Raw genomic sequence first — 22,633 nt, 5'->3', positions numbered from 1 at the left:
CGCCTCCGGGCTTTTTTGCGATTGGCCCTGTCAACCGCGTCGGCTTCCAGGGGCGATGAGTGGAGCGGTCCAGACCGGCTTCAGGTCGCCTGCTCGGTCACGGCCTCTTCGATGACATCCTCCGGGATATCGTCGAAGGACGAGTAGTTGAGGTTGTAGAGCTTCGAATAGAGCTTCTTGTTCTTCATCAGCTCGCGGTGATTGCCGCTCTCGATCAGCTCGCCGTTCTGCAGCACGATGATACGGTCGGCCTCGCGGATGGTGGCAAGGCGATGGGCGATGACGAGCCCGGTGCGGCCTTCGAGCAGCTTTACGAGCGCCTTCTGGATCAGCATTTCGGTATAGCTGTCGATATTGGCGGTCGCCTCGTCGAGCACCAGGATTTTCGCGTCCGCCACAAGCGCGCGGGCAAAACTCAGAAGCTGGCGCTGGCCGAGCGAGAGATTGCCGCCGCGCTGGCCAAGGATGCTTTCGTAACCCTCCGGCATGCGCATGATGAAGTCGTGGGCACCGACCGCCTTGGCGGCCTCGATCACCTGTTCCCGTGTCGCGTCCGCCTTGTGGTAGCGGATGTTCTCGAACACTGTTCCGGTGAACAGGAACGGTTCCTGCAGCACCATGGCGATCTGCCGGCCGAGCGATTCCTGCGTCAGGTCGCGCACGTCGTGACCGCCGACCAGAACCTGGCCCTGCTGCACGTCGTAGAAACGATGGATCAGCGACATGCAGCTCGACTTGCCCGAGCCCGTCGGGCCGACCAGCGCGACCGTTTCGCCCGGATTCACCTTGAAGCTCACATGTTTCAGGACCGGGTGCTTGGGATTGTAGCCGAAGACCACGTCCTTGAATTCGACCGAGCCGTCCATGTCCGATGTTAGGACCTTGGCGTTCGGTGCATCCCGGACGTCGACCGGCACGTCCAGCACTTCGGTCAGGCGCTGGCCGGACGCCATGGCGCGCTGCATCACCGAATATTGCAGCGTCAGCGACCGGATCGGGTCGAAGAAGCGCTGAATGTAGAACAGGAAGGCGACCATGACGCCGACGTCGAGCGCCTGGTTGAGCACGCGGGCACCGCCGACCACGACGACGAGAGCCATCGCAAGGCCGGTCAAAGAGTCGACGATCGGCACCATCACCTGGGCGTATTTCGCCGCGTTCAGATGCGTGTTGAGGTTGGCGCGCGCCTTGTCGTCATAGAGCATGAAGTTGACGCTCTGGCGGTCCATGCTCTGGACGGCGCGCACGCCGTGGATGGCTTCGGCAAGCGCGCCGTTGGCGATCGAATTGGTTTCATGCGCCGCCATGAACGATTTTCTCGCACGCGGCAGCCAGAAGAGGCGCACGACGAAGAGTACGGGCAGCGCGCAGAGGGTCAGGAGGCCGAGCTTGAAATCGAGCGTCAGCATCACGAAGACAATGCCGAACAGCAGAGTGATATCGCCGACCGAGAGAACCGAGGTTTCGAGGAATTCCTGCATGGAATTGACGTCGCCCTGCAGGCGCGACATCAGGCGGCCAACCTCCGTCTTGTCCATCCAGGAGAGCGAGACGCGCTGCAGATGCGTGAACATCGCCTTGCGGATATCGAAGAGCACGTCTTCGGCGACGCCGCCGACCAGCGTTTCCTGGGCATAGCTGGCGCCGAAATTGATGACGATCGCCACGAGAAAGGCAACGATCGACCAGATCAATATCGACTGGCTGTCTGCGCCGGCCTGCATGCCGTGGTCGATCGCGTAACGGATGATCAGCGGGATCAGGAGCTGCATGGCCGTGAAGGTCAGCACCGCTAGCACGGCCCAATAGATCTTGGTGCGGTAGGGCCGCACGAAACTCCAGATGCGCCTGACGATGTTGCTGTCGAAGATCTTGCCGAAGATTTCCTCTTCGATGCGGTGAGACCCGACCACCGCGCGCGGCGGGCGCCTGCCGTCGTCGCGAACGTCGGAGCGTTCGGTTTCCAGTTCCTCGGCCATGTATCCTCCCTCAGGCGCTGAGCGCGTCGTCGCCCGGACGTACCTGCAGATCGTAAAGCGCCTTATAGCGGCCGCCGAGCGCCAGCAGCTCGTCATGCGTTCCGCTTTCGACAATGCGGCCTTCTTCCATGAACAGGATCCGGTCGGCATGCATCAGCGAGCTCAGGCGATGGGCGACGATGATCGTCACCCGGTCGGCTGCATATCTGCGCATCGCGGTACGGATGCGCTGCTCGGTGCCGGCATCGATCGCGGCGGTCGAATCGTCGAACACCATTACGGCCGGGCGCAGCATCAGCGCACGGGCGATCGACAGGCGCTGCCGCTGCCCGCCGGATAGCGAAACGCCGCGTTCGCCGACGACCGTGCCGTAACCGGTCGGCAGGCCGAGCACGTAATTGTGGAGCTGCGCACTTTCGCTGGCACGCTCGATGCGTCCTTCCTTCGCCCACGGGTCGCCATAGGCGATGTTGTTTTCGATCGTCGTGGTGAACAGAAAACTGTCCTGTTGGACCACGGCCACCGACCGGCGCAGCGATTGCAGCGTAGCGCTGTGGATGTCCTGGCCGTCGATGGTGATCTTGCCGCCCGTCACATCGTAGAAACGCGGGATCAGGTGGGCCATGGTCGATTTGCCGCTGCCGGGCGGGCCGACGATGCCGATCGTCTCGCCGCGCTTGGCCTCGAAGGACACGCCGGTCAGGACCTGATGCTGTTCGGCGCCCGGATAGGCGAAATCGACATTCTCGAACCGCAGCGTGCCGTCGGTGACCTTCAGCTCCTTGGCGCCTTTCTCGTCCTTGATGGCGATATCGAGGTCGAGCAGTTCGAACAGGCGTGCACCGCAGGTAGAGGCGCGAGCAAAGGCGTTGACCATCAGGCCGAGCTGGCGAACCGGCATCTGCAGGATGGTCATGAAGGTGAGGAAGGAGGTGAGCGTGCCGACGGTCATCTCGCCGGCCATTACCTTGGTGCCGCCGACCCAGAGCACCAGGCCCATGGAGGCGAAGAAGGAGAGCGTCATGGCGCTGGTATTGGCGACCCGGATGCCGACGCGCTGATGCGCCAGCGACACCGCGCTCTTCGATGCCGTGTCGAATTTCTCGAGCTCGTGGTCCTGTGCGGCGAAGGCACGCACGACGCGGATGCCGCCGAGATTTTCCTCCATCACGCGGGTCAGAACCGAAAGCCGTTCCTGGAGGTCGAGCCAGGTGGCGCGCAGCCGGAGCTGCGTCACCGACGACCGCCAACCGACGAACGGCACGAAGCTCAGGGCCAGCAGGCCGAGCACCACGTCGGTCGACAGCAGAAGGTAGGCGCCGATGCCGATCAGCACGGTCAACAGGACCATGCGCACCAGCGCGGTCGAGAAATACATGCGCACGCCTTCAAGGTCGAGAAGGCCGACGGTGATCAGGTCGCCCGAATGCATGCTGTCATGGAAGCTGAAGGAGAGCCGCTGGATCTTTTCGTAACAGGCAAGCCGGAGGCGATAGCCCATATGGTGGCCGACCGCCTCGCTGTAGTAGTTCTGGAACAGGGTGAAAACGCCGCGGAGCACGCTGGCGCCGAGGAGCAGCAGGGCAGTCGTCAGAAGCGCATCCTGAGCCGCCTGGCCGGCATCGCCCCCGGTCAGCGCCACCTGCGTGTGATCCACCGCCTCGCCAAGCAGCCGCGGGATCATCAGCTGGAAGGCGCAGGCGATCAGGGTCGCGCCGATCGCGAAGCTCGATTGCCACGGATGACGGAAGGCCATGACGGTAATGCGGGTCAGTATCGAGAAGCCTTTGCCCCAACCTGCCGCATTCACCAGCGCCAACGAAGCCGACGGCTTCGCGACGCGAACTGTTGCATCGCTGCTCACGGGTTTATTCCAAAATGAATTACAGAGCCGGAAAAATATCCGGAAAGACGGCCATTATGAGATGAAGATTCGAGACCTCGATCTAGCCTGCATAATGGTGCTGAATCAGTCAACCGATTTGGACCAAAAACCGAGCCCGCAGTGGTGAATTTTTGACCTGTGTGGCGCCTGAATTTTCAGCAACGAGCCTGCCGGTATTCCAATGCCTGAGCATGCGGATGAGGGAGGAAAATGTGGATCCGGATGTTGACCGCGGTTTCTTTTGTCTCCGTGCATATCGCAAGCTCGGTTCCGGGCTGATATCGTCGCGCCGTAACTCACTGGAAAAGGTTCGGCTTTCGCATGACCAGCGGCCTGCATCACATCACCGCCATCACCCGCAAGATCCAGGCGAATGTCGATTTCTACACGGGCTTTCTCGGCCTGCGGCTCGTCAAGAGGACGGCGGGCTTCGAGGATGCCCGCCAGCTTCATCTCTTCTACGGTGATGGCGCTGCGACACCCGGCTCGCTGGTGACCTTCCTCGCCTGGGAAGATGGCTCGCTTGGGCGCGTCGGGCATGGGGCGCCGAGCGAGATCAGTTTTGCGATTGCGCCCGACGCGGTCGGTTTCTGGCTGACGCGGGCGCTGCAGTTCAACGTCAAGTTTTCCGGCCCCGCCCAGGAGTTCGGCGAACCGGTGTTGCGACTGGCCGACCCCGACGGCATCATCGTCAAGCTCGTCGGCGTCGAGGACACGACGCCCTGGGTCTGGTGGAGCGGCGGCGGCATAACCGAAGCGGATGCGATCCGAAAAATCCATGGTGCGACGATCCTTTCCGAAAAGCCGGAGCAGACGGCGGAATTTCTAACACGGCACATGGGCCTCAGGCTCGGGCCGAAGGAGGGCAATATCCAGCGGCTGGTGTCGGATGCGCGAGATATCGTCGATGTCCGCGGTGCGGGCGGTTTCTGGACTGCGGCACCCGGCGCCGGCACGATCGACCATATCGCGTTTCGCGCCGTCAATCGGCCCGAGGTCGAGGCGGTGCATGCGGGATTGCTGGCGGAGGATGCCGGCGAGATGAACATGCATGACCGGCATTATTTCCATTCGCTTTATGTCCGCGAGCCGTCCGGTACGCTGATCGAACTTGCGACGGACGGGCCGGGTTTCACGGCCGACGAGCCGGTTGAAACGCTCGGGTCCGAGCTGTTCATCCCAGCGCATTTCAAGGAAGATCACGATGTCCTGCGTGTGATGCTGCCGCAGTTCGGCCTGCCGGGGGAGGAGCGCATCATTTATCGCGACCTGCCTTTCGTGCACCGCATCCACATGCCGGAGAGCTGGGACGGTTCGACGCTGGTGCTGCTGCACGGCAGCGGTGGCAATGAAACGACCATGCTGCCTTTCGGACGCAAGGCCGCTCCGAACGCCATGCTGATCGGGGTGCGCGGACGATCGACGGACGAGGGGCATCCGCGATATTTTCGTCGTTTCACGGAGACGACGTTCGATCAGAAGGAGATCGTCTCGGAAGCGGAGGCCTTCGTCGCCTTCGTGGAGGAACTCGGCCCAGCCTACGGCGTCGATCCGGCGCGGACGAGTTTTGCCGGCTGGTCCAACGGCGGCAACATGATCGGCGCGGTGATGCAGCTTCATCCGGAGCTGATCCGCAGAGCGATCCTGCTGCGGTCGATGAACTGCCTGGAAGATCGGCCGGCAGTCGATCTTTCCGGCACGCATGTCCTGTCGCTCAGCGCGACCGACGATTTTTACGGTTCGCTGGCCCGGGAACTCGAAGAGCGACTTCTCGCTGACGGAGCGGAACTTACCGCCAGGACGCTCGATGCCAACCACGGGATCGGCACCGAGGACGAGGTGATCGCCCACGACTGGCTGGTGGAAAAAGGCTTCTGATCAATCGCCGTAATGCAGGGCGATGGCATCGACGGCGGCGGATATGTCTGCCTTGAACCCCCGCCGGCGAAGCGCCATGCCATAGGCCGTCAGGTTGCCGAGCACGATATCGAAACGGGCGCGCTGGCCGGTATGGTTGAGCCGGATCAGCCGTTCGGCGCCGGGACCGACGCCGGCCGAAAGCTCGATGCCGCGCGGGGCGACGGAGAGCACGGCGGTTGGATCGGCTGCGGCCGGAAGCCTGGCCGCCGTCACCAGGTTCGAACCATGCAAGGCATCGACCCAGAGTTCGCCGCCCATGGCAGCGAGTGCCGCGCGGGTCGCCCGGGCGGCGCGGACATGCCGGGCAACGATCGCGTCGATACCTTCCGCCTCGACGCGATCGAGGGCGGCTTCGAGCGCGAAAAATTCCAGCGGGGCGGTGGTGCCGGATAACGCGCCGCGGCCGGTTTCGAGCCAGGCTTTCTGGTCGATAAGCGAGAGAATGGAATCCCTTGGCGCCCCTTGTTCAGAAATCAGTTTCCAGGCGGCCGGGCTGACGGAGAGCGCCGAAACCCCGGCCGGTCCCGCCAGCGCCTTCTGCGGGCCGATAACGGCGATGTCGATGCCGAGTTCGTCGATGCTCAGTGCATGGCCGCCGATCGAAGCGACCGCATCCACCACCGTGACGATGCCGCGCGAGCGGGCGAGCGCTATGATCTCCTCCAACGGGTTGCGGATGCCGCTTGCCGATTCCGCATGGACTAGGGCCAGGACCTTGATGTCCGGATGTGCATTCAGCGCCGCCTCGACCGCTTCCAGCCTGATCGGACGGGCGGGCTCTGCGGCGAGATCGACGACCTCGGCGCCGCCACGCCTGAGCCAGGTGCCGAACCAGCCGCCATACATGCTGGTGACGATGTTGATCGCCTTGAGGCCGGGGCGGGCGAGGCTGAGGGCGGCCGCTTCCAGCGCGACGACGGCTTCTGCCTGGATCAGCAGGACGTCGTTGCGGGTCTTCAGGATTTTGGCGATCCGGTCGGCGATCGTGGAATAACGCGCAGTGGGAAAGGACGGCGCGTCGTTCAGCGGGTTCCAGCGGTCAAACGTCATGGGAGGGTCCTTCCGTTGGTTCTGTCAAAAGGCGCGGTACGGCATGGACCAGGGCCCGGGCTGCAGGCGATTGCGGATTTTCGATCACCTGCCGCATCGGCCCGGTCTCGACCAGCCGCCCGGCATCCATGACGGCGATCCGGTGCGAGACGGCGCGCAGGACGGCGAGATCGTGCGAGACGAAAAGATAGCTGATGCCGCGCTCTTCTTGTAGCTCGACCAGCAGTTCGAGAATCTTGCCTCGGATCGAGACGTCCAGCGCCGATACCGCCTCATCGAGCACGATCAGCGACGGCTTTGTGGCGACGGCACGGGCAATGGCGATACGCTGCCGCTGGCCGCCGGAAACCTCGCGGATCGAGCGTTCGGCATAGTTCGCGGGCAGGCCGACGCGATCGAGCAGCATTGCGATCTCCGTCGCTCGCCCGGCTTTCGGCACGATGTTGTGGATACGCAGTGGGTCATTCAAGACCGAGGCAACGGTGGCGCGCGGGTTGAAGGCGCCCAGCACGTCCTGAAACACCATCTGCATCCTGGCGCGACGATGGCGGAGATTGGCGCCGGACAGCGAAAGCCAATCCTCGCCCTCGAACCGGATGGCGCCGCCATCGGCAGGCAGCAGCCGCATCAGGATTCGGGCGAGGGTCGATTTCCCGCTGCCCGAGGCGCCGACGAGGCCGAGCGTCTCGCCGGGTCCTAGCGTCAACGAAACATCGCTGACCGCCACAACTTCACGGCCGCCGGACGAAAAACGCTTCGAGAGATTTTCGATCGCGAGCAGCGTCACGGCGTTGCCTCCCGAATGAGCGGAGGCGTCGCGAGATCGCGATGGCTGGCGATCAGCGTCCTTGTGTAGGCCTCTCTGGGGGACGAGAGAACAAGTTCGGTCGGGCCAGTTTCAACGAGCCTGCCATCTTTGAAGATTGCCACGCGATCGGCGAAACCAGAAGCCAGCGCGATGTCATGGGTGATGAAGATCAGCGTCATGCCGGCCTCGCGAACCAGTTCGTCGAGCAGCGAGACGATCTCGGCCTGCACGACCATGTCGAGCGCACTGGTCGCCTCGTCGGCGATCAGGATGCCGGGCTTGGCGGCAAGGGCGGCGGCAATCGCGACGCGCTGGCGCTGGCCACCGGAAAGCTGGTGCGGAAAGGCTTTCATCGCCTTCTCCGGCTCCGGAATGCGGACTCGCTCCAGCATTTTTAGCGCATGGATATAAGCCTCTCTCCAAGACAACCGGAGATGCCGCCGGGCGCCTTCGGCCACCTGTTCGCCGATCGTCAGAACCGGGTTCAGGCTGGAGGACGGGTCCTGGAAAACGAAGCCGAGATCACGGCCGGGCAAAGGCGGCTCGCCCGCGGACCAGCGCATCTCGCCCGCCAGTTTCGCACCCGGCGGCAAGAGGCCGGCCATCGCGCGCGCAAGCGTGCTTTTGCCGGATCCGCTTTCGCCGATGATCGCCAGCCGCTCGCCGGCGACGATGTCGAGGTCGAGATGGTCCAGCGCCGGCAGCGTCTGGCCACGATAGGTGACCGAGAGGTTTCTGATCTCGCAAAGCGTGCTCATGGCCCCAGCCTCCGGCCGCCAAGCGCCTTGGTCAGGCCTTCGCTGAAGAGGTAGACGCCGACGACGGTCACCACCAGCGCGATGCCCGGGAAGATCGACAGCGACGGCGAGGAGCGCAGGATGTTGCGGCCCTCTGCGATCATCGAGCCCCAGGTGACGACGTTCGGGTCGCCGAGGCCGAGGAAGGAAAGGGCGGCTTCGGTGAGGATCGCCGCCGCGACGATGATGGCGGACAGCGCCAGCACCGGCGGCAGGGCGTTCGGCAATATCTCCCGGAGGGCGATTTCTGCGGGATGCATGCCGATCACCCGGGCGGAAGCCACGTAATCCCGCTCGCGTATCGAAAGCACCTGCGCTCGTGTCAGCCGCGCTGGATCGGCCCAGGCCCCGAGCGCGATCGCCAGCACCACCACCGGCACCGAAGCGCCGATGACGCTGACGAAGGCGAGCGCCAGCAGGAAGCTCGGGACGATCTGGAAGGCATCGACGACGCGCATCAGCCCTTCGTCGACCACGCCGCCGGCAAAGCCGGCCGTCAGCCCGACGCATAGGCCGATGGCAATCGCCGCCAGCGCCGCCGCAAGGCCGACCGCCAGCGAGGTGCGGGTTCCGTGGATTATGCCGGCCAGCACATCGCGACCAAGCCGGTCTGTGCCGAGCGGAAAAGCGGGGTCGGTGAAGGGCGGCAGCAGCGCCCGGCCGGCGATGCGCAGCGGATCGCCGGCGGACAGCATCGGCGCAAACAATGCCACGAGCACCAGAGCCGCCAGGATGCCGAGCCCGATCACGCCTTCCGGCGTCCGGACGAGATCGCGTAGGAGCCTCATGCACGCCCTCTCATGAATTGGGCTCCGAGGCACCGACCCGGGGGTCGAGTGCCGCATAAACGAGATCGACGAGGAGATTGACGCAGATCACCAACACGGCGCTGACGACGATGATGCCCATCAGCAGAGGCGCATCGCGGCCGCTGACCGCCTCCTGCGCCAGCCGGCCGAAACCGGGAATGGCAAAGATGCTCTCGATAACGACGCTGCCGCCGAGCATGGCGGCCGATTGCAGGCCGAGCATGGTGACGAGCGGCAGCATCGCATTGCGCGCTACATGGCGCAGAACGATGCGGCTGCGGGACAGCCCCTTGGAGCGGGCGAAAAGCACGAAATCCAGCGTCCATGCCTCCGCCATGCCGGAGCGCATCACCCGCAGGAACAGCGCCATGTAGATCAGCGCCAGCGCGCCCACCGGCAGGATGAGGTGCCGGGTGATATCGATGGCGCGGGCAAGGCCTGCCTTGCCGGAGGCGATCGTCTCGATGCCCGAGGTCGGCAGCCAGCGCAGTTGCACCGCAAAGACGATGCTGAGAACCAGGCCCAGCCAGAAGCTCGGGATCGCGTAAAGAATGAGGGAACAGGTGGAAAGTGCTCTGTCCATTATGCTTTCTGGTTTTGCGCCAGCGAAGATCCCGAGCGCCGAACCGAGCCCGAAAGACAGTGCCGTGGCGCTGCCCATCAGCAGCAGCGTGTTTGGCAGGCGCTCAAGAATGAGGTCGAGAACCGGTCGTCCGAAGGCGACCGACCAGCCGAGATCGAGCCTTGCAAGCGACGAAAAATACAGCCACAGCCGGGCGAGCATCGACTGGTCGAGGCCGTAGGCCTGCCGTAACGACTGGGCGACGGTCGCGTCGCCGCCGCCGATCGACAGGAGATAGGCATCCACCGCATCGCCGGAGGCGGATTCGAGCAGGAGGAAGGTCAGGACGACGACGATCAGCAGCACCGGAATGCTGCTGATCGCGCGACGTCGGATCAATCGAATGGCTCGGTTCACGCCAAAAAGCGCCTCTGAATCGAATAGTCCATCAAGCCTATCACGATTTCAGCGCGGTATCCGACCAGTTCGACACCGCCCAGCGCGGATTGTTGGAGACGTTCGAAACCGTATCCCGCGCCACGGTGATGAAGCCCCATTCGGCGACGTTGATCAGCGGCAGGTCGGTGGCGACGATCTTCTGGAACTGCTTGTAGAGTTCCGTGCGGGCTGCGGTATCGACCGTTTCCGCCGCCTTGGCGATGATGCCGTCGAGCTCCTTGTTCTCGTAGCCGCCCTGGTTGGAGAAGGGCACGCCGGCCGGGATGCCGGACCGGACGAGGATGGTCGTCGAGATCGCCGGGTCGCCGCGGAAGACCGGCGGGCCGATGGCGAGATCGAAATCGTGATCCGTGTAGACCGCCTTCTGGTGGGCCGCCGAATCCGCATTGATGAGTTGTGCATCGATGCCGACTGCCGCAAGCGCCTGGCGCAGGTAGTCGCCGAACTGCTTGGTCTCGTTGAAATAGGGCGCCGGGCGCAGTTTCAGCGAGAAACGGGTGCCATTGGCGCCCTTCTTGTAGCCGGCCTCGTCGAGCAGCGCATTCGCCTTGGCGGTGTCGAAAGCGTAGGTCGGCACGTTGGCGTCGTAGAATTCCGGGGCGTTCTTCGGCACCGGGCCGGTCGAGGCGGCTGCGTAACCCAGGAAGATCGTATCGACGACGAACTTCTTGTCGATCGCATGGGCGATCGCCTGTCGGACCTTGACGTCGGCAAGCTCCTTGCGGCGGTGATTGATCTCGACCACGAGCTGATAGGTCAGCGCCTCATAGCCCTTGGAGATCACCTTGATGCCCGGCACCTTGGAGATACGGGCGAGATCGGTAAGCGGCACGGCCGAGAAGGCGGCGAGCTGGATCTCTTCCGCTTCCAGTGCAGCACCTGCGCCGGCGCGATCCGGCAGGACGCGGAAAATGATCTCGTCGAGCTTCGGTTCGCCCTTGCCCCAGTAGTCGGCGTTCTTGGTCAGGCGGTAATATTCGCCCGGCTTGTATTCGGTGAACTTGAACGGACCGGTGCCGACCAGCTTCACATTGGCCGGGTTGGTGGCGATGTCGGTGCCTTCATAGAGATGTTTCGGCACGACGCTGCTGACCACCGGCAGGGCGTTGCGAATGAGCTGCAGCGGTGTCGGCTTCGAGAACTTGAAGATGGCGGTCGTCGCATCCGGCGTGTCGACGGCTTCGAGATTGGCGAAGACGAGGCGGCCGAGGTTCTGCAGCGGCTTCCAGATGTTGAGCGCCGAATAGGCGACGTCGGCCGAGGTGAACGGCTTGCCGTCGTGCCATTTCACGCCCTCGCGCAGCTTGAAGGTTACCGATTTGCCATCGGCCGAGCCCTCCCAGGAGATTGCGAGGCGCGGCGCCAAGCCGTCCTTGCCGTCGAAGGAGGCTTCGGCGAGCGGCTCGACCACCTTGCTCGCGATGAAGAACACGCCGTTGGACGCGACGATCGCCGGGTTGAGGTTTTTAGGTTCGGAATCTGCCGCGACGATCAGCCGGCCGCCGGCGCCTTGCGCAAGGGCGAAAGTCGGCAAAGCTGTCGAGGCGAGCAGTGTGCCGCCCGCCTGCAAAAGGGTCCGTCGGGATAGGGTGGCGATCGTCATTGCTCTCTCCTGCATCCAGCCATTTTTCAGCATATTGCCAGCGAAATGAACTGTCGCACAGGCAGGAAATTCCTCTCTCGGGCATTCGGGAACAAATTCTTGGGCGCGGAGGGGTGGAAGGTGAATTTTCCATTGCGCCATAAAGGCTTAGTGCCGGGTCTCCAGCTTGTCGCGAAGGGTGGCGAGGATCTCTTCCGCGAGCGGCGCATCGCCGACGGCGCGGGCAAGCGTCATCCCTCCAACCATCTGGGACAGGACGACGATCGACTTGCGGCGTCGGCCCTCGTCGCCGTCGCCGTCGACGATCTCCTGCAGCAGTTGGAGGTGGTTTTCGATGCCTTCGGCGAACACGGATTGCACCGCTTCGCCCTGCCGGGAGGCATCGGCGCAGAGAGAGGCGAGGGTACAGCCCTTGGCCTTGAAGATCAGGTTCGGCCGGGACAGATACATGCTTGCGATCGCCTTGAGGGCCTTTTCGCGGGTATGGCCGATCGTCTGCCGCCAGGCGGCTGCGTTGAGCGCAAGCGCCTGGCGCGTCGCCTCGGCTGCCAGATCCACCTTGGATTTGAACTGGCCGTAAAATCCCCCATGCGTCAGGCCCGCCGCCTTCATCAGGTCGGCGATGCCGATGCCGTCAAAGCCGTATTCGCGGAACAGTTCGCCCGCTTTCAACACCACGCGGGCGCGGTTCTCCTCGGCTTCCTGGCGGCTCACCTTCATCGTCTTCTCCTTCGAATACCTTGACTCTTATATTTGGATCGTCATTTAAAGGAGATAAATGATGATCAAAATTTAAATCGAGGTGAAACATGCCGGCAAGACCGAGCGACAGAATAGTGATCACCGGCATGGGCATGGTATCGCCTCTCGCCAGCGGTGTGGAAGCCACCTGGAAACGCCTCATCGAGGGCCGTTCCGGCCTGCGCCGGCTGTCCGACGAAATGGTGCCGGATATCGACGCCAAGGTCGGCGGCGTGGTGCCCGGCATCGACGAGGACGAGTTCGGTTTCAATATCGACCTTGCGGTGCCGCACAAGGAGCGCAAGAAGATGGACCGCTTCATCGCATTTGCGCTCGAAGCCTCGCGGCAGGCGTTGGAGCAGTCCGGCTGGGTCGCCGACACCGACGAAAAGCAGGACCGCACCGCGACGATTATCGCCTCCGGCATCGGCGGGTTCCATTCGATCGCCGAAGCTGTGCGCACGGTGGACGCCCGCGGCGCCGGCCGGCTTTCGCCCTTCACTGTCCCATCCTTCCTCGTCAATCTTGCGGCCGGCCATGTCTCCATCCGTTACGGTTTCAAGGGGCCGATCGGCGCGCCGGTGACGGCCTGCGCGGCAAGCGTCCAGGCGATCGGTGACGGCGTGCGGATGATCAGGAGCGGCGAAGTCGATGTCGCGCTCTGCGGCGGCACCGAAGCCTGCATCAACCGCGTGGCGCTTGGCGGATTTGCGGCGGCACGTGGTCTCTCCACCGCCTTCAACGATACGCCTGAAAAGGCGTCGCGACCGTTCGATGCCGCGCGTGACGGTTTCGTCATGGGCGAGGGCGCCGGCATCGTCGTCGTCGAAACGCTCGAACACGCGCTGGCGCGCGGCGCGGCACCGCTGGTCGAAGTGGTTGGCTACGGCACCAGCGCCGACGCCTATCACCTGACGGCCGGACCGGCCGACGGTTCGGGAGCCCAGAGAGCGATCCGGCAGGCGCTGCAGATGGCGGGCCTTCCGCCGGAAGCGATCGGTTATCTCAATGCACATGCCACATCGACACCGGTCGGGGATGCAGGTGAACTGGCTGCCATCAAGGCGATTTTCGGCACCAATAACGGTCCGGCGATCTCCTCGACCAAATCGGCGACCGGCCATCTGCTCGGTGCGGCCGGCGGGCTCGAAGCGATCATCACCGCGCTTGCCTTGCGCGACGGTATCCTGCCGCCGACCCTCAATCTCGAAGATCCCGATCCGCTCGCCGAAGGGCTCGACCTCATCGGTCCGCAGGCCCGTCACGCAGAGGTTGAATACGCGCTGTCCAACGGTTTCGGTTTCGGCGGCGTCAATGCCAGCGTCATCCTGCGCCGCTTCGACAAAAACGCAATCTAGGGAGAACCGCCATGTCCGAAGTCGTCATCGTCCAGCCGGTGCGCACCGCGATCGGCAAATATAACGGCTCGCTCGCCGGCATACCGGCGGTCGATCTCGGTGCTGCGGTGATCCGCGAGACGATCGCGCGTTCCGGCCTTGCCGCTTCCGAGGTGGCCTCGGTCACCATGGGTAACGTCGTCCAGGCCGGCAACAGGATGAACCCGGCGCGGCAGGCGGCGATCCATGGCGGCCTGCCGGTCTCGGTGCCGGCAGTCACAGTCAACCGCGTCTGCGGCTCGGGCGCCGAAGCGATCGCCGGCGCGGCCAAGGACATCTGGCTCGGCCATGCCAGGGCCGCCATTGCCGGCGGCATGGAGAACATGGACCGCGCGCCCTACCTGATGAGCGGCGGCCGCTGGGGTTATCGCATGGGCCATGCGGAAATTTTCGACAGCATGCTGCTCGACGGCCTGCACGATGCGTTTTCGGACCGCCATTCCGGCTGGCATACCGAAGACATGATCACATCGCAGCAGATCAGCCGTGCGGACCAGGATCGCTGGGCGGCGCGTTCGCAGCAGCGTTTCAGCGCCGCGCAGGCGGAAGGCAAGTTTGCTGCCGAGATCGTCGGCATCGACCTTCCGGTGAAGGGTGGCGTGAAAAGTTTTGCCGCCGACGAAACGCCGAGGCCGGATACCACGATAGAGGCGCTTGCCAAGCTCAAGCCTGCCTTCCGCGACGGTGGCACGATCACCGCAGGCAATGCGCCGGGCCTCAACAGCGGCGCGGCGGCGATGATCGTCGCCGACCGGGCGTTTGCCGAAGCCAAGGGCCTGCGCCCGATGGCGCGGCTGGTGTCCTATGGCGTTGCCGCCGTCGAACCCGGCATGTTCGCGCTCGCGCCGATCCCGGCCGTCAATCAGGCGCTGGAGCGTGCCGGCTGGACGATCGGCGATATCGAGCGGATCGAGATCAACGAGGCCTATGCGGCGGTGCCGCTCGCGGTCCTGAAAGGCCTCGGCCTGCCGGAGGATATCGCCAATGTCGAAGGCGGGGCGGTGGCGCACGGTCACCCGATCGGCGCGACCGGCGCGATCCTGACGACGCGGCTTCTCCATTCGATGCAGCGCGACGGCCTGAAGCGCGGTGTCGTCACGCTCTGCATCGGCGGCGGCCAGGGCATCGCGCTGGCGCTGGAAATGATTTGATAGGAGCAGCAAAAAGCGCGGCAAGAGGGATTGCCGCGCTTTCCGTCTATCCAGGCAGAGAGGACATTAGGGTCTTGGAGACCCTTACGGATAGATTTTCTTGGCCAGATCCATCATCGGGCCGTATTCGTTCATCTCGCGGGTGCCGAGCAGCTTGGCGCCGGCGAAGCGCTTGGATTCCGGGTCGAGCTGGTCTTCGACGCCCTTGGCAACCGGCAGCATCCAGGCCTTGGCGTAGGTGACCTGCGATTCCATGTCGAGGAAGTGGTTGATGAACAGTTTTGACGCGTTCGGATGCGGCGCGTTCTTCATCATCGCGAAATGGATCGAGACGTAGGGCACCCCTTCCGGCGGCACGATCACCTTGATCGGCAGGCCCTTCAGGTCATTGGCGAATGCGAACATCTGCGGAATGTAGACGGGATATTCGCCTCGGGCGACACGCTTTGCGTCATTGCGCAGGTCGCGGCTGAAGACCGGCTTGTTCTCGGCGAGCTTCTCGTTGAATGACTGGCCGAGGGCCTTGTGGAAGACCACGAACATCGTGCCGCCGGAACCGAGCGGGCGCATGTCGTCGGAGAGGATCTTGCCCTTCCATTTCGGGTCGGCAAGGTCCTTCCAGCTTTTCGGTTCGTCTTCCGGCTTGACCAGGCTGGTGTTGACCAGGATGCCGTAGGCCTGCAGGAAACCCGGCACGTGGGTGTCGGTGATCTCCTTTCTCATGTCCTCGCGGATATTGGCGACGTTCGGGATGGTGCCGAGCGGCTGTACGAGGGTGCCCTGGGTGACGCCGGTCTCGATCGAGTTCGCCGAATGCATCTGGATATCGGCGATGAAACGGCCGGCGGCCTGTTCGGCGCGCAGGCGCTCGGTCAGTTCGCTGGCGCGCAGGTCGAGGGACTCGACCTTGATGCCGTATTTCTTCTGAAAGCTTTCGACGACGGCGAGAAAGTTCGGGGCGCCGAGCTGCGAATTGTAGACGGTGACGGTGCCTTCCTTCTTGGCGGCTTCCACCACCTTGTTCCAGTCGGCATCCTGCGCAAGCGCCGGGCTACAGAGCATCGCGCCGAGCACGAGCGCGGCCAGTTTGGTGATGAGCGACATTTTTCCTCCCGAGATATTCGCTTGTGAAAAGGTTTCAGATCTCGACGATCACGTAGTCCTCGTCGATGGAGACCGGAAAAGTTTCGGCCTGGTAGGGACCTTCGCTAAGCGCCCCGCCCTTGGCGACGGACACGTCGAAGCTCTTGACGCGGGTGCGGGCCGGATCGCACCAGGACTTGCCGGTGCGGATGTCGAATTCCCAGCCGTGCCAGGGGCACCGGACCAGTTCGCCATGGCGCGTCATGCGGTATTTGCCCGGCTCGTCGGATTCGGCGAGGCCGACGACCTGGCCGCGGCAGAGATCGGCGCCCTCGTGCGGGCAACGATTGGCAATGGCGAAAAACTCGCCCTTGACGTTGAAAAGGGCGATGTCGCGGCCGGCGACCTTCACCAGCTTGGACTTGCCGATATCGAGTTCATCGACCTTGGCGATTACGTGACGGGCCATGCTCAATTCAATCCATAGAAGTTGATAGCGTTTCCGGCGAAGATCGCCGCTTTTTCGGCCGCCGACAGCGGCACCTTGAAGGCGTAGCGGGGATCGTCGAAATCCCAATGCGGATAGTCGGTCGAGAACATCAGCCGGTCGGTGCCGATCCAGTTCAGCGTGTCCGTGAGGTTCTTGGCCGGGTTCGGCTCTTCCATCGGCTGGGTGGTGAACCAGATGTTGGCCTTGAGGTATTCCGAGGGCGGCCGCTTCACATGCGGGACCTCGTCGCGCATCGCACCCCAAGCCTTGTCCATGCGCCAGCCGAAGGCAGGCACCCAGGAGAAGCCGCCTTCGACGAAGGAAATCTTCAGGTCCGGAAAATGCTCGAAGACGCCCTCGAAGATCAGGCTTGCGATCACCGACTGCATGGTCTGGACCTGGCTGTGGTGCTCCTCGATGTAATAGGACGGCCAGCCGGCGCCGGTCGCCTGATGCCCGCCGACGCCGCCGACATGCAGGGAGATCGGCAGGCCATGGCTGACGGCCGCTTCGAAGATCGGCCAGTGGCGGCGTTTTCCGAGCGGCTCGATCGAACGCGGCGGCAGCAGGATCTGCACGAAACGCCGATCGGAGGCGCGGCGGTTGATCTCGGCGACGGCGCTTTGCGGGTCTTCCTGGGTGGCGATGATCGAGCCGCGCAGGCGCGGTTCCGGCTCCAGGAATTTGCCGACCTGCCAGTCGTTGATGGCTGTGGCGATGGCGGTGGCGAAATCCGGATGGCGCTGGCCGCTGGCGTTGAAGCGCAGCGGCACGAGCACGCCGATATCGATGCCCAGCCCGTCGAGATGCTGCTCGCGCAGAAAGGGGAGGTCGGAACCCGGAGGCCCACCTGCCGGCGGCCAGCTGTCTACGCGCGAGACCTCCGGCACCATGCGCGGATGGGACAGGGTTTCGGACAGTCCCTGGCGGGTATGGCCGCCATAGGTCGCGAGGTGATCCCGCCAGCGCTGCGACAGATAGGGATGCATCTCCGCCGGCGTCTTCATCGACGGATGGATGTCGCAGTCGATCAGATTGTACTTGGTCTTCGCCTCGACCGGGCGTTCGAGCGTTTGGGTTTCGGTCATCGTGCGGCCTCCTTCTCAAAATCCGCAGCGATCCGCGGATAGGTGGCGAGCGGGTTGTCGATCAGGATTTTTTTCGCCAGCGTTTCGCCGAACCTGGCCGAGAGCGCATTGACGCCTTCGAACTGCGCATGCGGATAGTCGGTCGAAAACAGCAGAAGATCGTCGCAGTCGATGTGTTCGAGCGTACGGGCCAGCGCATCCGTTTCCAGCGGCGCTTCGACCGGCTGCAGCGTGAAGCGGACATGCCGCTTGACGATGTCGCTCGGCTGTTCGGTGACCCAGGGCGTCTCGGCGCGCACGCCGCGCCAGGTCTTGTCGGCCCGCCAGAAGAACGAAGGCAGCCAGGTGAAGCCGCTTTCGGCAAACACGACCTTGAGGTCCGGCACCTTGTGGAAGACACCCTCGGCGACGAGGCTGAGGAGCTGGCTTTCGAAAATCGAGCCCTGAGCCACATAGGCCTCGACGAAGAAACTCGGCCAGCCGGTGGCGGTCGGCGCGTGACGGTTGCTGCCGCCGGCATGGATACAGAGCGGCAGCCTGTTGCGGGCGGCGGCCTCGTAGATCGGCCAGTAACGGCGGCGCCCGAGCGGCTCGTCGTTCTGGGCAAGGATCATCACCTGCACGAAACGCGGGTCCGCCGCGCGTTGCTCGATCTCAGCGACCGCGAGTTCCGCGTTCTGGGCCGAGACGATGATCGAACCGCGCAGGCGGGGCTCCTTGTCGAGCCATTCCCGTGTCAGCCATTCGTTGACGGCGCCACAGAGTGCTGCGGCCATGTCGTCGGAATGCATGACCATCGAGCCGTGCAGCACGTTGCAGATCGCCAGCCGCGTTCCGAACGGGTCGAGCGCCTGGGCTCGGACGGCCTCCAGCGTATCGCCGGCAAAGCCGCTTGCGGCCTTCCAGTCAGGACGGACATTGATTGGCGCGCGCGGCGGCGATGCTGTCATCGCGAGACTCATCCGGTCGACGCCGCGCATGACAAAAGTCTCGCGCCAGTAGTCGTCGAGATAGGGCAGCAGCGTCGCGGTCGCCGGCGAGGCCGGATGCAGGTCGCAGTCGATGCCGCCGATGGTCGACAGTCCAGGCTCGTTGCCCAGCGATCTCACCATTTCATTCATGTGAGCACTCCCATGTTCAGGGCAGGCGGTAGACGCGCTTTGCGTTATCGCGAAAGATCTGCGCGCGCTCCGTCGGCGACAGCGGCACCTTGAAGGCGTAGCGCGGATCGTCGAAATCCCAGTGCGGATAATCGGTCGAGAACATCAGCCGGTCGGTGCCGACCCAGCGCAGTGTGTCGAGCAGGTGGCGGTTGTTTTCCGGCTCCTCGATCGGCTGGGTGGTGAACCAGACGTTCTCGCGGATATATTCGGACGGCCGCCGCTTCACATGCGGCACCTCGGAGCGCATCCGCTCCCACTGCTTGTCGAGCCGCCACATCAGCGGGGCCGCCCAGGCGAAGCCGCCTTCGACGACGATCAGCTTCAGCTTGGGGAAGCGTTCGAAGACGCCCTCGAAGACCATGCTGGTGACCACGCTCTGCAGGCTGTGCGAGAAGGCGTAGTGCTCTTCGATATAGAAGTTCAGCCAGCCGGCGCCGCTATTCGCATGCTGGCCATAGGCGGCCGAATGCATGCCGATCGGCATGTCGTAATGCTCTGCGGCCTCGTAGATCGGCCAGTAGCGGCGACGTCCCGCCGGCTCGATTGTGCGCGGCGGAATGGCGATCTGGGCAAAACTCCGATCACCGATGCGCGCCTCGATTTCGGCAAGCGCCGCCGGCACGTCTTCCTGGGTGACGGAGATCGAGGCTTTCAGGCGCGGGTCCGGGCCTGTCCATTTGTCGAGTTGCCAGTCGTTGACGGCGGCGCACATGGCAGCGCCGAGCTCCTGGTTCAGCGTTGAGGATCCCGCGGCGAGCGGCTGCAGGATGCCGTATTCGATGCCGAGCGGGTCGAGCAGCTGCTCCTGCAGATAGGCAAGGTCGGAGGCCGGCGGTCCGCCGTTCGGCGGCCAGGCGTCGCGGCGCATGCCGTTGCCGGGCGTCATGCGCGGATAGGGCAGGGTGCCGACCACCGGATTGGCACTGCGCTGGCCGTAATCGGCCAGATGGTCGCGCCAGCGGACGGGCAGGAATTTCGCAAGTTCGGCGGGCGAACCGAAGGCGGGATGGATGTCGCAATCGACGATCCCGAGCCTGGTTTCGGTTTTGGCCTCCTTGTCCAGAACGGCCTGGTTCATGGCTTAGTCCTCCAGTCGCGAATAGGTGGCGAGCGCGTTCTGCCGAACCAGCCGGTCGATCAGCCGTTCCGGGAAACCGGCGGGAATCGCGGCGTCGCCTTCGAATTGCGCATGCGGGTAGTCGGTCGAGAACAACAGCATGTCGTCGCAATCGAGATGTTCGATGATGCGTTCCAGTTCGGCCGGGTCGTGCGGCGCATCGAAGGGCTGGGTCGTCATGCGGATCTGGCGTCGAACGAGCGCCGACGGCGGTTCCTTGACCCAGGGGATCTCGATGCGGGCGCCGCGCCAGTCCTTGCTCATCCGCCACATCTGGCCGGGCAGCCAGGAGACGCCGGATTCGATCAGCACGATCTTCATGTCGGGGAACTTGCCGAGCACGCCTTCGGAAACGAAACTGCCGACCTGGGCTGCAAAACCCTGGACCTGATGGGCGTAATCCTCGGCTAGATAGGAGAGGAAACCGCTCTGGCTCGGTGCGTGGCGGTAGGCGCTGCCGGCATGCACGCCGAGCGCAAAACCATGGCGCTGGGCGGCCTCGTAGACCGGCCAGTAGATGCGGCGGCCGAGCGGCATCTCGCCCATGCAGAGCGTCAGCACCTGCACGAAACGCTTGTCATCGGCGAAGCGCTCGATCTCCTCGACGGCGGCTTCCGGGTTCTGCATCGGCAGGACGAGCGAGGCGCGCAGGCGCGGGTCGCGATCCAGCCATTCCGTCTTCAGCCAGTCGTTGGTGGCGCGGCAGACGGCGGTGGCGAGATAGGGATCGTAGATCGCATGCACGGCGGTGATGCAGTTGAGGATCGCGTATTTGAGACCGTAGGGATCGAGCAGGTTTTTCCGCAGCTTTTCGACGCCCTTACCCTCCGTCGCCTTCCAGTCCTCCCGGAAGAACGGCTTGGTGCGGGTCGGGAAATTGGTGAGCTCGAGACGGTCGACATCGCGCGTCGTGACGATCTCGCGCCAGTAATCGTCGAAATAGGGAAGAAGATCCTCTCGCCCCGGCGCGTCCGGATGAACGTCACAATCGATCGCGCCCAATTGCGAAAGCACAGGGCGCTGCTGGGTCACAGCAGTATCCACCGCTTAAAACCTCCCTTGTCTGTCGGTCCGGCCGCTCGTTTCGCGGCGGACCTGAACCTCACTCCCGAGCGGCGCGTCGACAGGCGACGGCCAACCTCGCATCAGCGATGCGTTTCCTCGATTTGGGAGGGTAAGCGGCACGGGGAGCCAAGAGAATATGCTTTTTCATCGTAGCGGCTTTCTCGATTCGAGAAAGCCAATCGGCTTTCAGTTTTTCTCCTGGAGCAAAGGCGTGGCGCTCACGCTGCTCGATCACCCGGAACAAGAGCCGCGTGCATATGGATGCGCAGCCATTCCATCAGCGCACGCACGGTCGGTTTGCGCGCCTGGGTCTGGGGGATGAGCGCCTTCAGCCAGAGTTCCGCCACGGGATAGTCCGGCAGGAGCTCGATCAGCTTGCCCGTCCGGATCGATTCTTCCGCCACGTAATTCGCCACCATTGCGACGCCACGGCCTCGCAGCGCCAGGTCGTGCAGGATTTGGGTATCGTTGGCGCTGAAGGAGGAGCGCACCTCGACGTCGATCGGTCCGCCTGGGCTGCGGAAGGACCAGGTCGAACCCGTCGCGTGGAACGTCAGGCAGATGTGATTGACCAGATCGCGCGGATGTTTCGGCAGGCCGCGGTTTTCGAGATAGTCCGGAGCGGCGCAGAGTTTTCGCGGATAGGGGCAGAGCGGTTCGTCGACGACGTTGGAATAGGAGGCGGGCAGGGCGCCGAGCGCGATGTCGTATCCTTCTTCCGCCGGATTGACGGAGCGGTCGACCAGGGCAAGATCCATGGTGACGTTCGGGTTCTCCTGCTGGAAGTCGCTCAGGATGCGGGCGAGGAAGGCGATCGTCACCGTCGTCGGCGCCTTTATCCTCAAATGTCCCTCGATCCGCTGGGCGACGGCCGCCGCTCCACTGATGGCATCGTCGATCTCCTTGACCAGGGATTGGTAGCGGGGCAGGTAGCGCTCGCCGATCTCCGTCAGGATGATCTGGCGGGTCGAGCGGACGAAGAGTTTCACCCGCATCTGGTCTTCCAGCCGGCTGATGCGTTTGGTCACGACCGAGGGTGCGACGCCGAGATGGCGGCCCGCCGCCGAAAAGCTGCCGGACCGGGCAACCGCCAGAAACGTGCGGATATTGATAAGCGTATCCAATGTCTTAGGTCTCCCATGCTGCCCTGTCAGGCAGCCCTCCGCATAAACGGTAACACAATTCATCTTTCTATTTTCGAGAAAAGTGAATGTAAAAAAATGGTGCTTTTCCCCTGCACGGGAAAAGGTCAATCTAACAGAAGAGGGAATTCCGGTGCCGGGTGGCATCGCCGCGACTGGCTGGGAGAGCCGGTCATGGATCGGAATCCAAAAAGGGAGTTTGCAGTTGGCCAAGGCCAATCCTGTCCGAACCGAAGGCCTGAATGCTCCGCATCATGCGGTGCTTATCAGGGACCTTGTCAATTGCAAGGTGCGCGCCAGATCGTTTCTGGAACACCGGTGAGC

General features: G+C 63.7%; 19 protein-coding genes. 3 read left to right on the top strand and 16 right to left on the bottom strand.

Features of this window, described 5'->3' with window-relative positions:
- Nucleotides 1-80: 80 nt before the first annotated feature.
- Both C5J22_RS11840 and C5J22_RS11835 read right to left on the bottom strand, forming a co-directional pair.
- Nucleotides 81-1,979: an ABC transporter ATP-binding protein gene (locus C5J22_RS11840; RefSeq protein WP_105438371.1), complete on the bottom strand. Its 1,899-nt coding sequence runs from the start codon at nt 1,977-1,979 to the stop codon at nt 81-83.
- Between the two features lie 10 nt (nt 1,980-1,989).
- Nucleotides 1,990-3,843 carry an ABC transporter ATP-binding protein gene (locus C5J22_RS11835; protein ID WP_205837173.1) on the bottom strand — a complete coding sequence of 618 codons (1,854 nt, stop codon included), beginning with the start codon at nt 3,841-3,843 and terminating at the stop codon, nt 1,990-1,992.
- 342 nt (nt 3,844-4,185) lie between these two features.
- Here C5J22_RS11835 and C5J22_RS11830 point away from each other — a divergent pair, with 342 nt between their 5' ends.
- Nucleotides 4,186-5,742, top strand: a complete 1,557-nt coding sequence (locus C5J22_RS11830; protein ID WP_105438370.1) for a VOC family protein — start codon at nt 4,186-4,188, stop codon at nt 5,740-5,742.
- Here C5J22_RS11830 and C5J22_RS11825 read toward each other — a convergent pair whose 3' ends face one another.
- The 7 genes from C5J22_RS11825 to C5J22_RS11795 all read right to left on the bottom strand — a co-directional run bounded on the left by C5J22_RS11825 (nt 5,743) and on the right by C5J22_RS11795 (nt 12,592).
- Nucleotides 5,743-6,834, bottom strand: a complete 1,092-nt coding sequence (locus C5J22_RS11825; protein WP_105438369.1) for an alanine--glyoxylate aminotransferase family protein — start codon at nt 6,832-6,834, stop codon at nt 5,743-5,745.
- Nucleotides 6,824-7,621 (bottom strand): ABC transporter ATP-binding protein, encoded by a 798-nt coding sequence (locus tag C5J22_RS11820; protein ID WP_105438368.1) that lies wholly within the window; start codon nt 7,619-7,621, stop codon nt 6,824-6,826. The genes C5J22_RS11825 and C5J22_RS11820 overlap by 11 nt, the downstream gene beginning before the upstream one ends.
- The gene (locus C5J22_RS11815) at nt 7,618-8,400 is read right to left on the bottom strand and encodes an ABC transporter ATP-binding protein (RefSeq protein ID WP_105438367.1); all 783 of its coding nucleotides are present in this window, start codon (nt 8,398-8,400) and stop codon (nt 7,618-7,620) included. Before C5J22_RS11815 ends, C5J22_RS11820 begins: the two co-directional genes overlap by 4 nt.
- Complete coding sequence (locus C5J22_RS11810; RefSeq protein WP_105438366.1) at nt 8,397-9,227, bottom strand: ABC transporter permease; 831 nt, start codon at nt 9,225-9,227, stop codon at nt 8,397-8,399. The genes C5J22_RS11815 and C5J22_RS11810 overlap by 4 nt, the downstream gene beginning before the upstream one ends.
- 10 nt (nt 9,228-9,237) lie before the next feature.
- Nucleotides 9,238-10,227 (bottom strand): ABC transporter permease, encoded by a 990-nt coding sequence (locus C5J22_RS11805; RefSeq protein ID WP_105438365.1) that lies wholly within the window; start codon nt 10,225-10,227, stop codon nt 9,238-9,240.
- A 40-nt stretch (nt 10,228-10,267) separates the two neighbouring features.
- Nucleotides 10,268-11,872, bottom strand: coding sequence for an ABC transporter substrate-binding protein (locus C5J22_RS11800; RefSeq protein ID WP_105438364.1), 1,605 nt, complete (start codon nt 11,870-11,872; stop codon nt 10,268-10,270).
- Nucleotides 11,873-12,019: 147 nt separating this feature from the next.
- Complete coding sequence (locus tag C5J22_RS11795; RefSeq protein ID WP_105438363.1) at nt 12,020-12,592, bottom strand: TetR/AcrR family transcriptional regulator; 573 nt, start codon at nt 12,590-12,592, stop codon at nt 12,020-12,022.
- Nucleotides 12,593-12,681: 89 nt separating this feature from the next.
- Between C5J22_RS11795 and fabF the strand changes: the two genes are divergently transcribed.
- Both fabF and C5J22_RS11785 read left to right on the top strand, forming a co-directional pair.
- A complete protein-coding gene (gene fabF / locus C5J22_RS11790; protein ID WP_105438362.1) occupies nt 12,682-13,971 on the top strand; it encodes a beta-ketoacyl-ACP synthase II in 1,290 nt (429 codons plus the stop codon).
- An 11-nt stretch (nt 13,972-13,982) separates the two neighbouring features.
- On the top strand, nt 13,983-15,161 hold the full coding sequence (locus tag C5J22_RS11785; RefSeq protein ID WP_105438361.1) for a thiolase family protein: 1,179 nt from the start codon (nt 13,983-13,985) through the stop codon (nt 15,159-15,161).
- A gap of 84 nt (nt 15,162-15,245) precedes the next feature.
- On the opposite strand, the gene C5J22_RS11780 is transcribed toward C5J22_RS11785, so the two are convergent.
- From C5J22_RS11780 to C5J22_RS11750, 7 genes are all read right to left on the bottom strand, one after another.
- Nucleotides 15,246-16,265, bottom strand: a complete 1,020-nt coding sequence (locus tag C5J22_RS11780; RefSeq protein ID WP_105438360.1) for an extracellular solute-binding protein — start codon at nt 16,263-16,265, stop codon at nt 15,246-15,248.
- Between the two features lie 34 nt (nt 16,266-16,299).
- Complete coding sequence (locus C5J22_RS11775; RefSeq protein ID WP_105415512.1) at nt 16,300-16,713, bottom strand: Rieske (2Fe-2S) protein; 414 nt, start codon at nt 16,711-16,713, stop codon at nt 16,300-16,302.
- Nucleotides 16,714-16,715: 2 nt separating this feature from the next.
- Nucleotides 16,716-17,822, bottom strand: coding sequence for an amidohydrolase family protein (locus C5J22_RS11770; protein ID WP_105438359.1), 1,107 nt, complete (start codon nt 17,820-17,822; stop codon nt 16,716-16,718).
- On the bottom strand, nt 17,819-18,943 hold the full coding sequence (locus C5J22_RS11765) for an amidohydrolase family protein (RefSeq protein ID WP_105438358.1): 1,125 nt from the start codon (nt 18,941-18,943) through the stop codon (nt 17,819-17,821). Before C5J22_RS11765 ends, C5J22_RS11770 begins: the two co-directional genes overlap by 4 nt.
- A gap of 16 nt (nt 18,944-18,959) precedes the next feature.
- On the bottom strand, nt 18,960-20,063 hold the full coding sequence (locus tag C5J22_RS11760; protein WP_105438357.1) for an amidohydrolase family protein: 1,104 nt from the start codon (nt 20,061-20,063) through the stop codon (nt 18,960-18,962).
- A gap of 3 nt (nt 20,064-20,066) precedes the next feature.
- Nucleotides 20,067-21,146: an amidohydrolase family protein gene (locus C5J22_RS11755; protein WP_105438356.1), complete on the bottom strand. Its 1,080-nt coding sequence runs from the start codon at nt 21,144-21,146 to the stop codon at nt 20,067-20,069.
- A 239-nt stretch (nt 21,147-21,385) separates the two neighbouring features.
- Nucleotides 21,386-22,291 (bottom strand): LysR family transcriptional regulator, encoded by a 906-nt coding sequence (locus tag C5J22_RS11750; RefSeq protein ID WP_046633401.1) that lies wholly within the window; start codon nt 22,289-22,291, stop codon nt 21,386-21,388.
- Nucleotides 22,292-22,633 lie beyond the last annotated feature (342 nt).

Source organism: Neorhizobium sp. T25_13, from assembly GCF_002968675.1.
GTDB classification, from domain to species: Bacteria; Pseudomonadota; Alphaproteobacteria; order Rhizobiales; family Rhizobiaceae; genus Neorhizobium; species Neorhizobium tomejilense.
The sequence above is the reverse complement of the archived record's forward strand: the minus strand, read 5'-3'. Positions and strand labels throughout refer to the sequence as shown.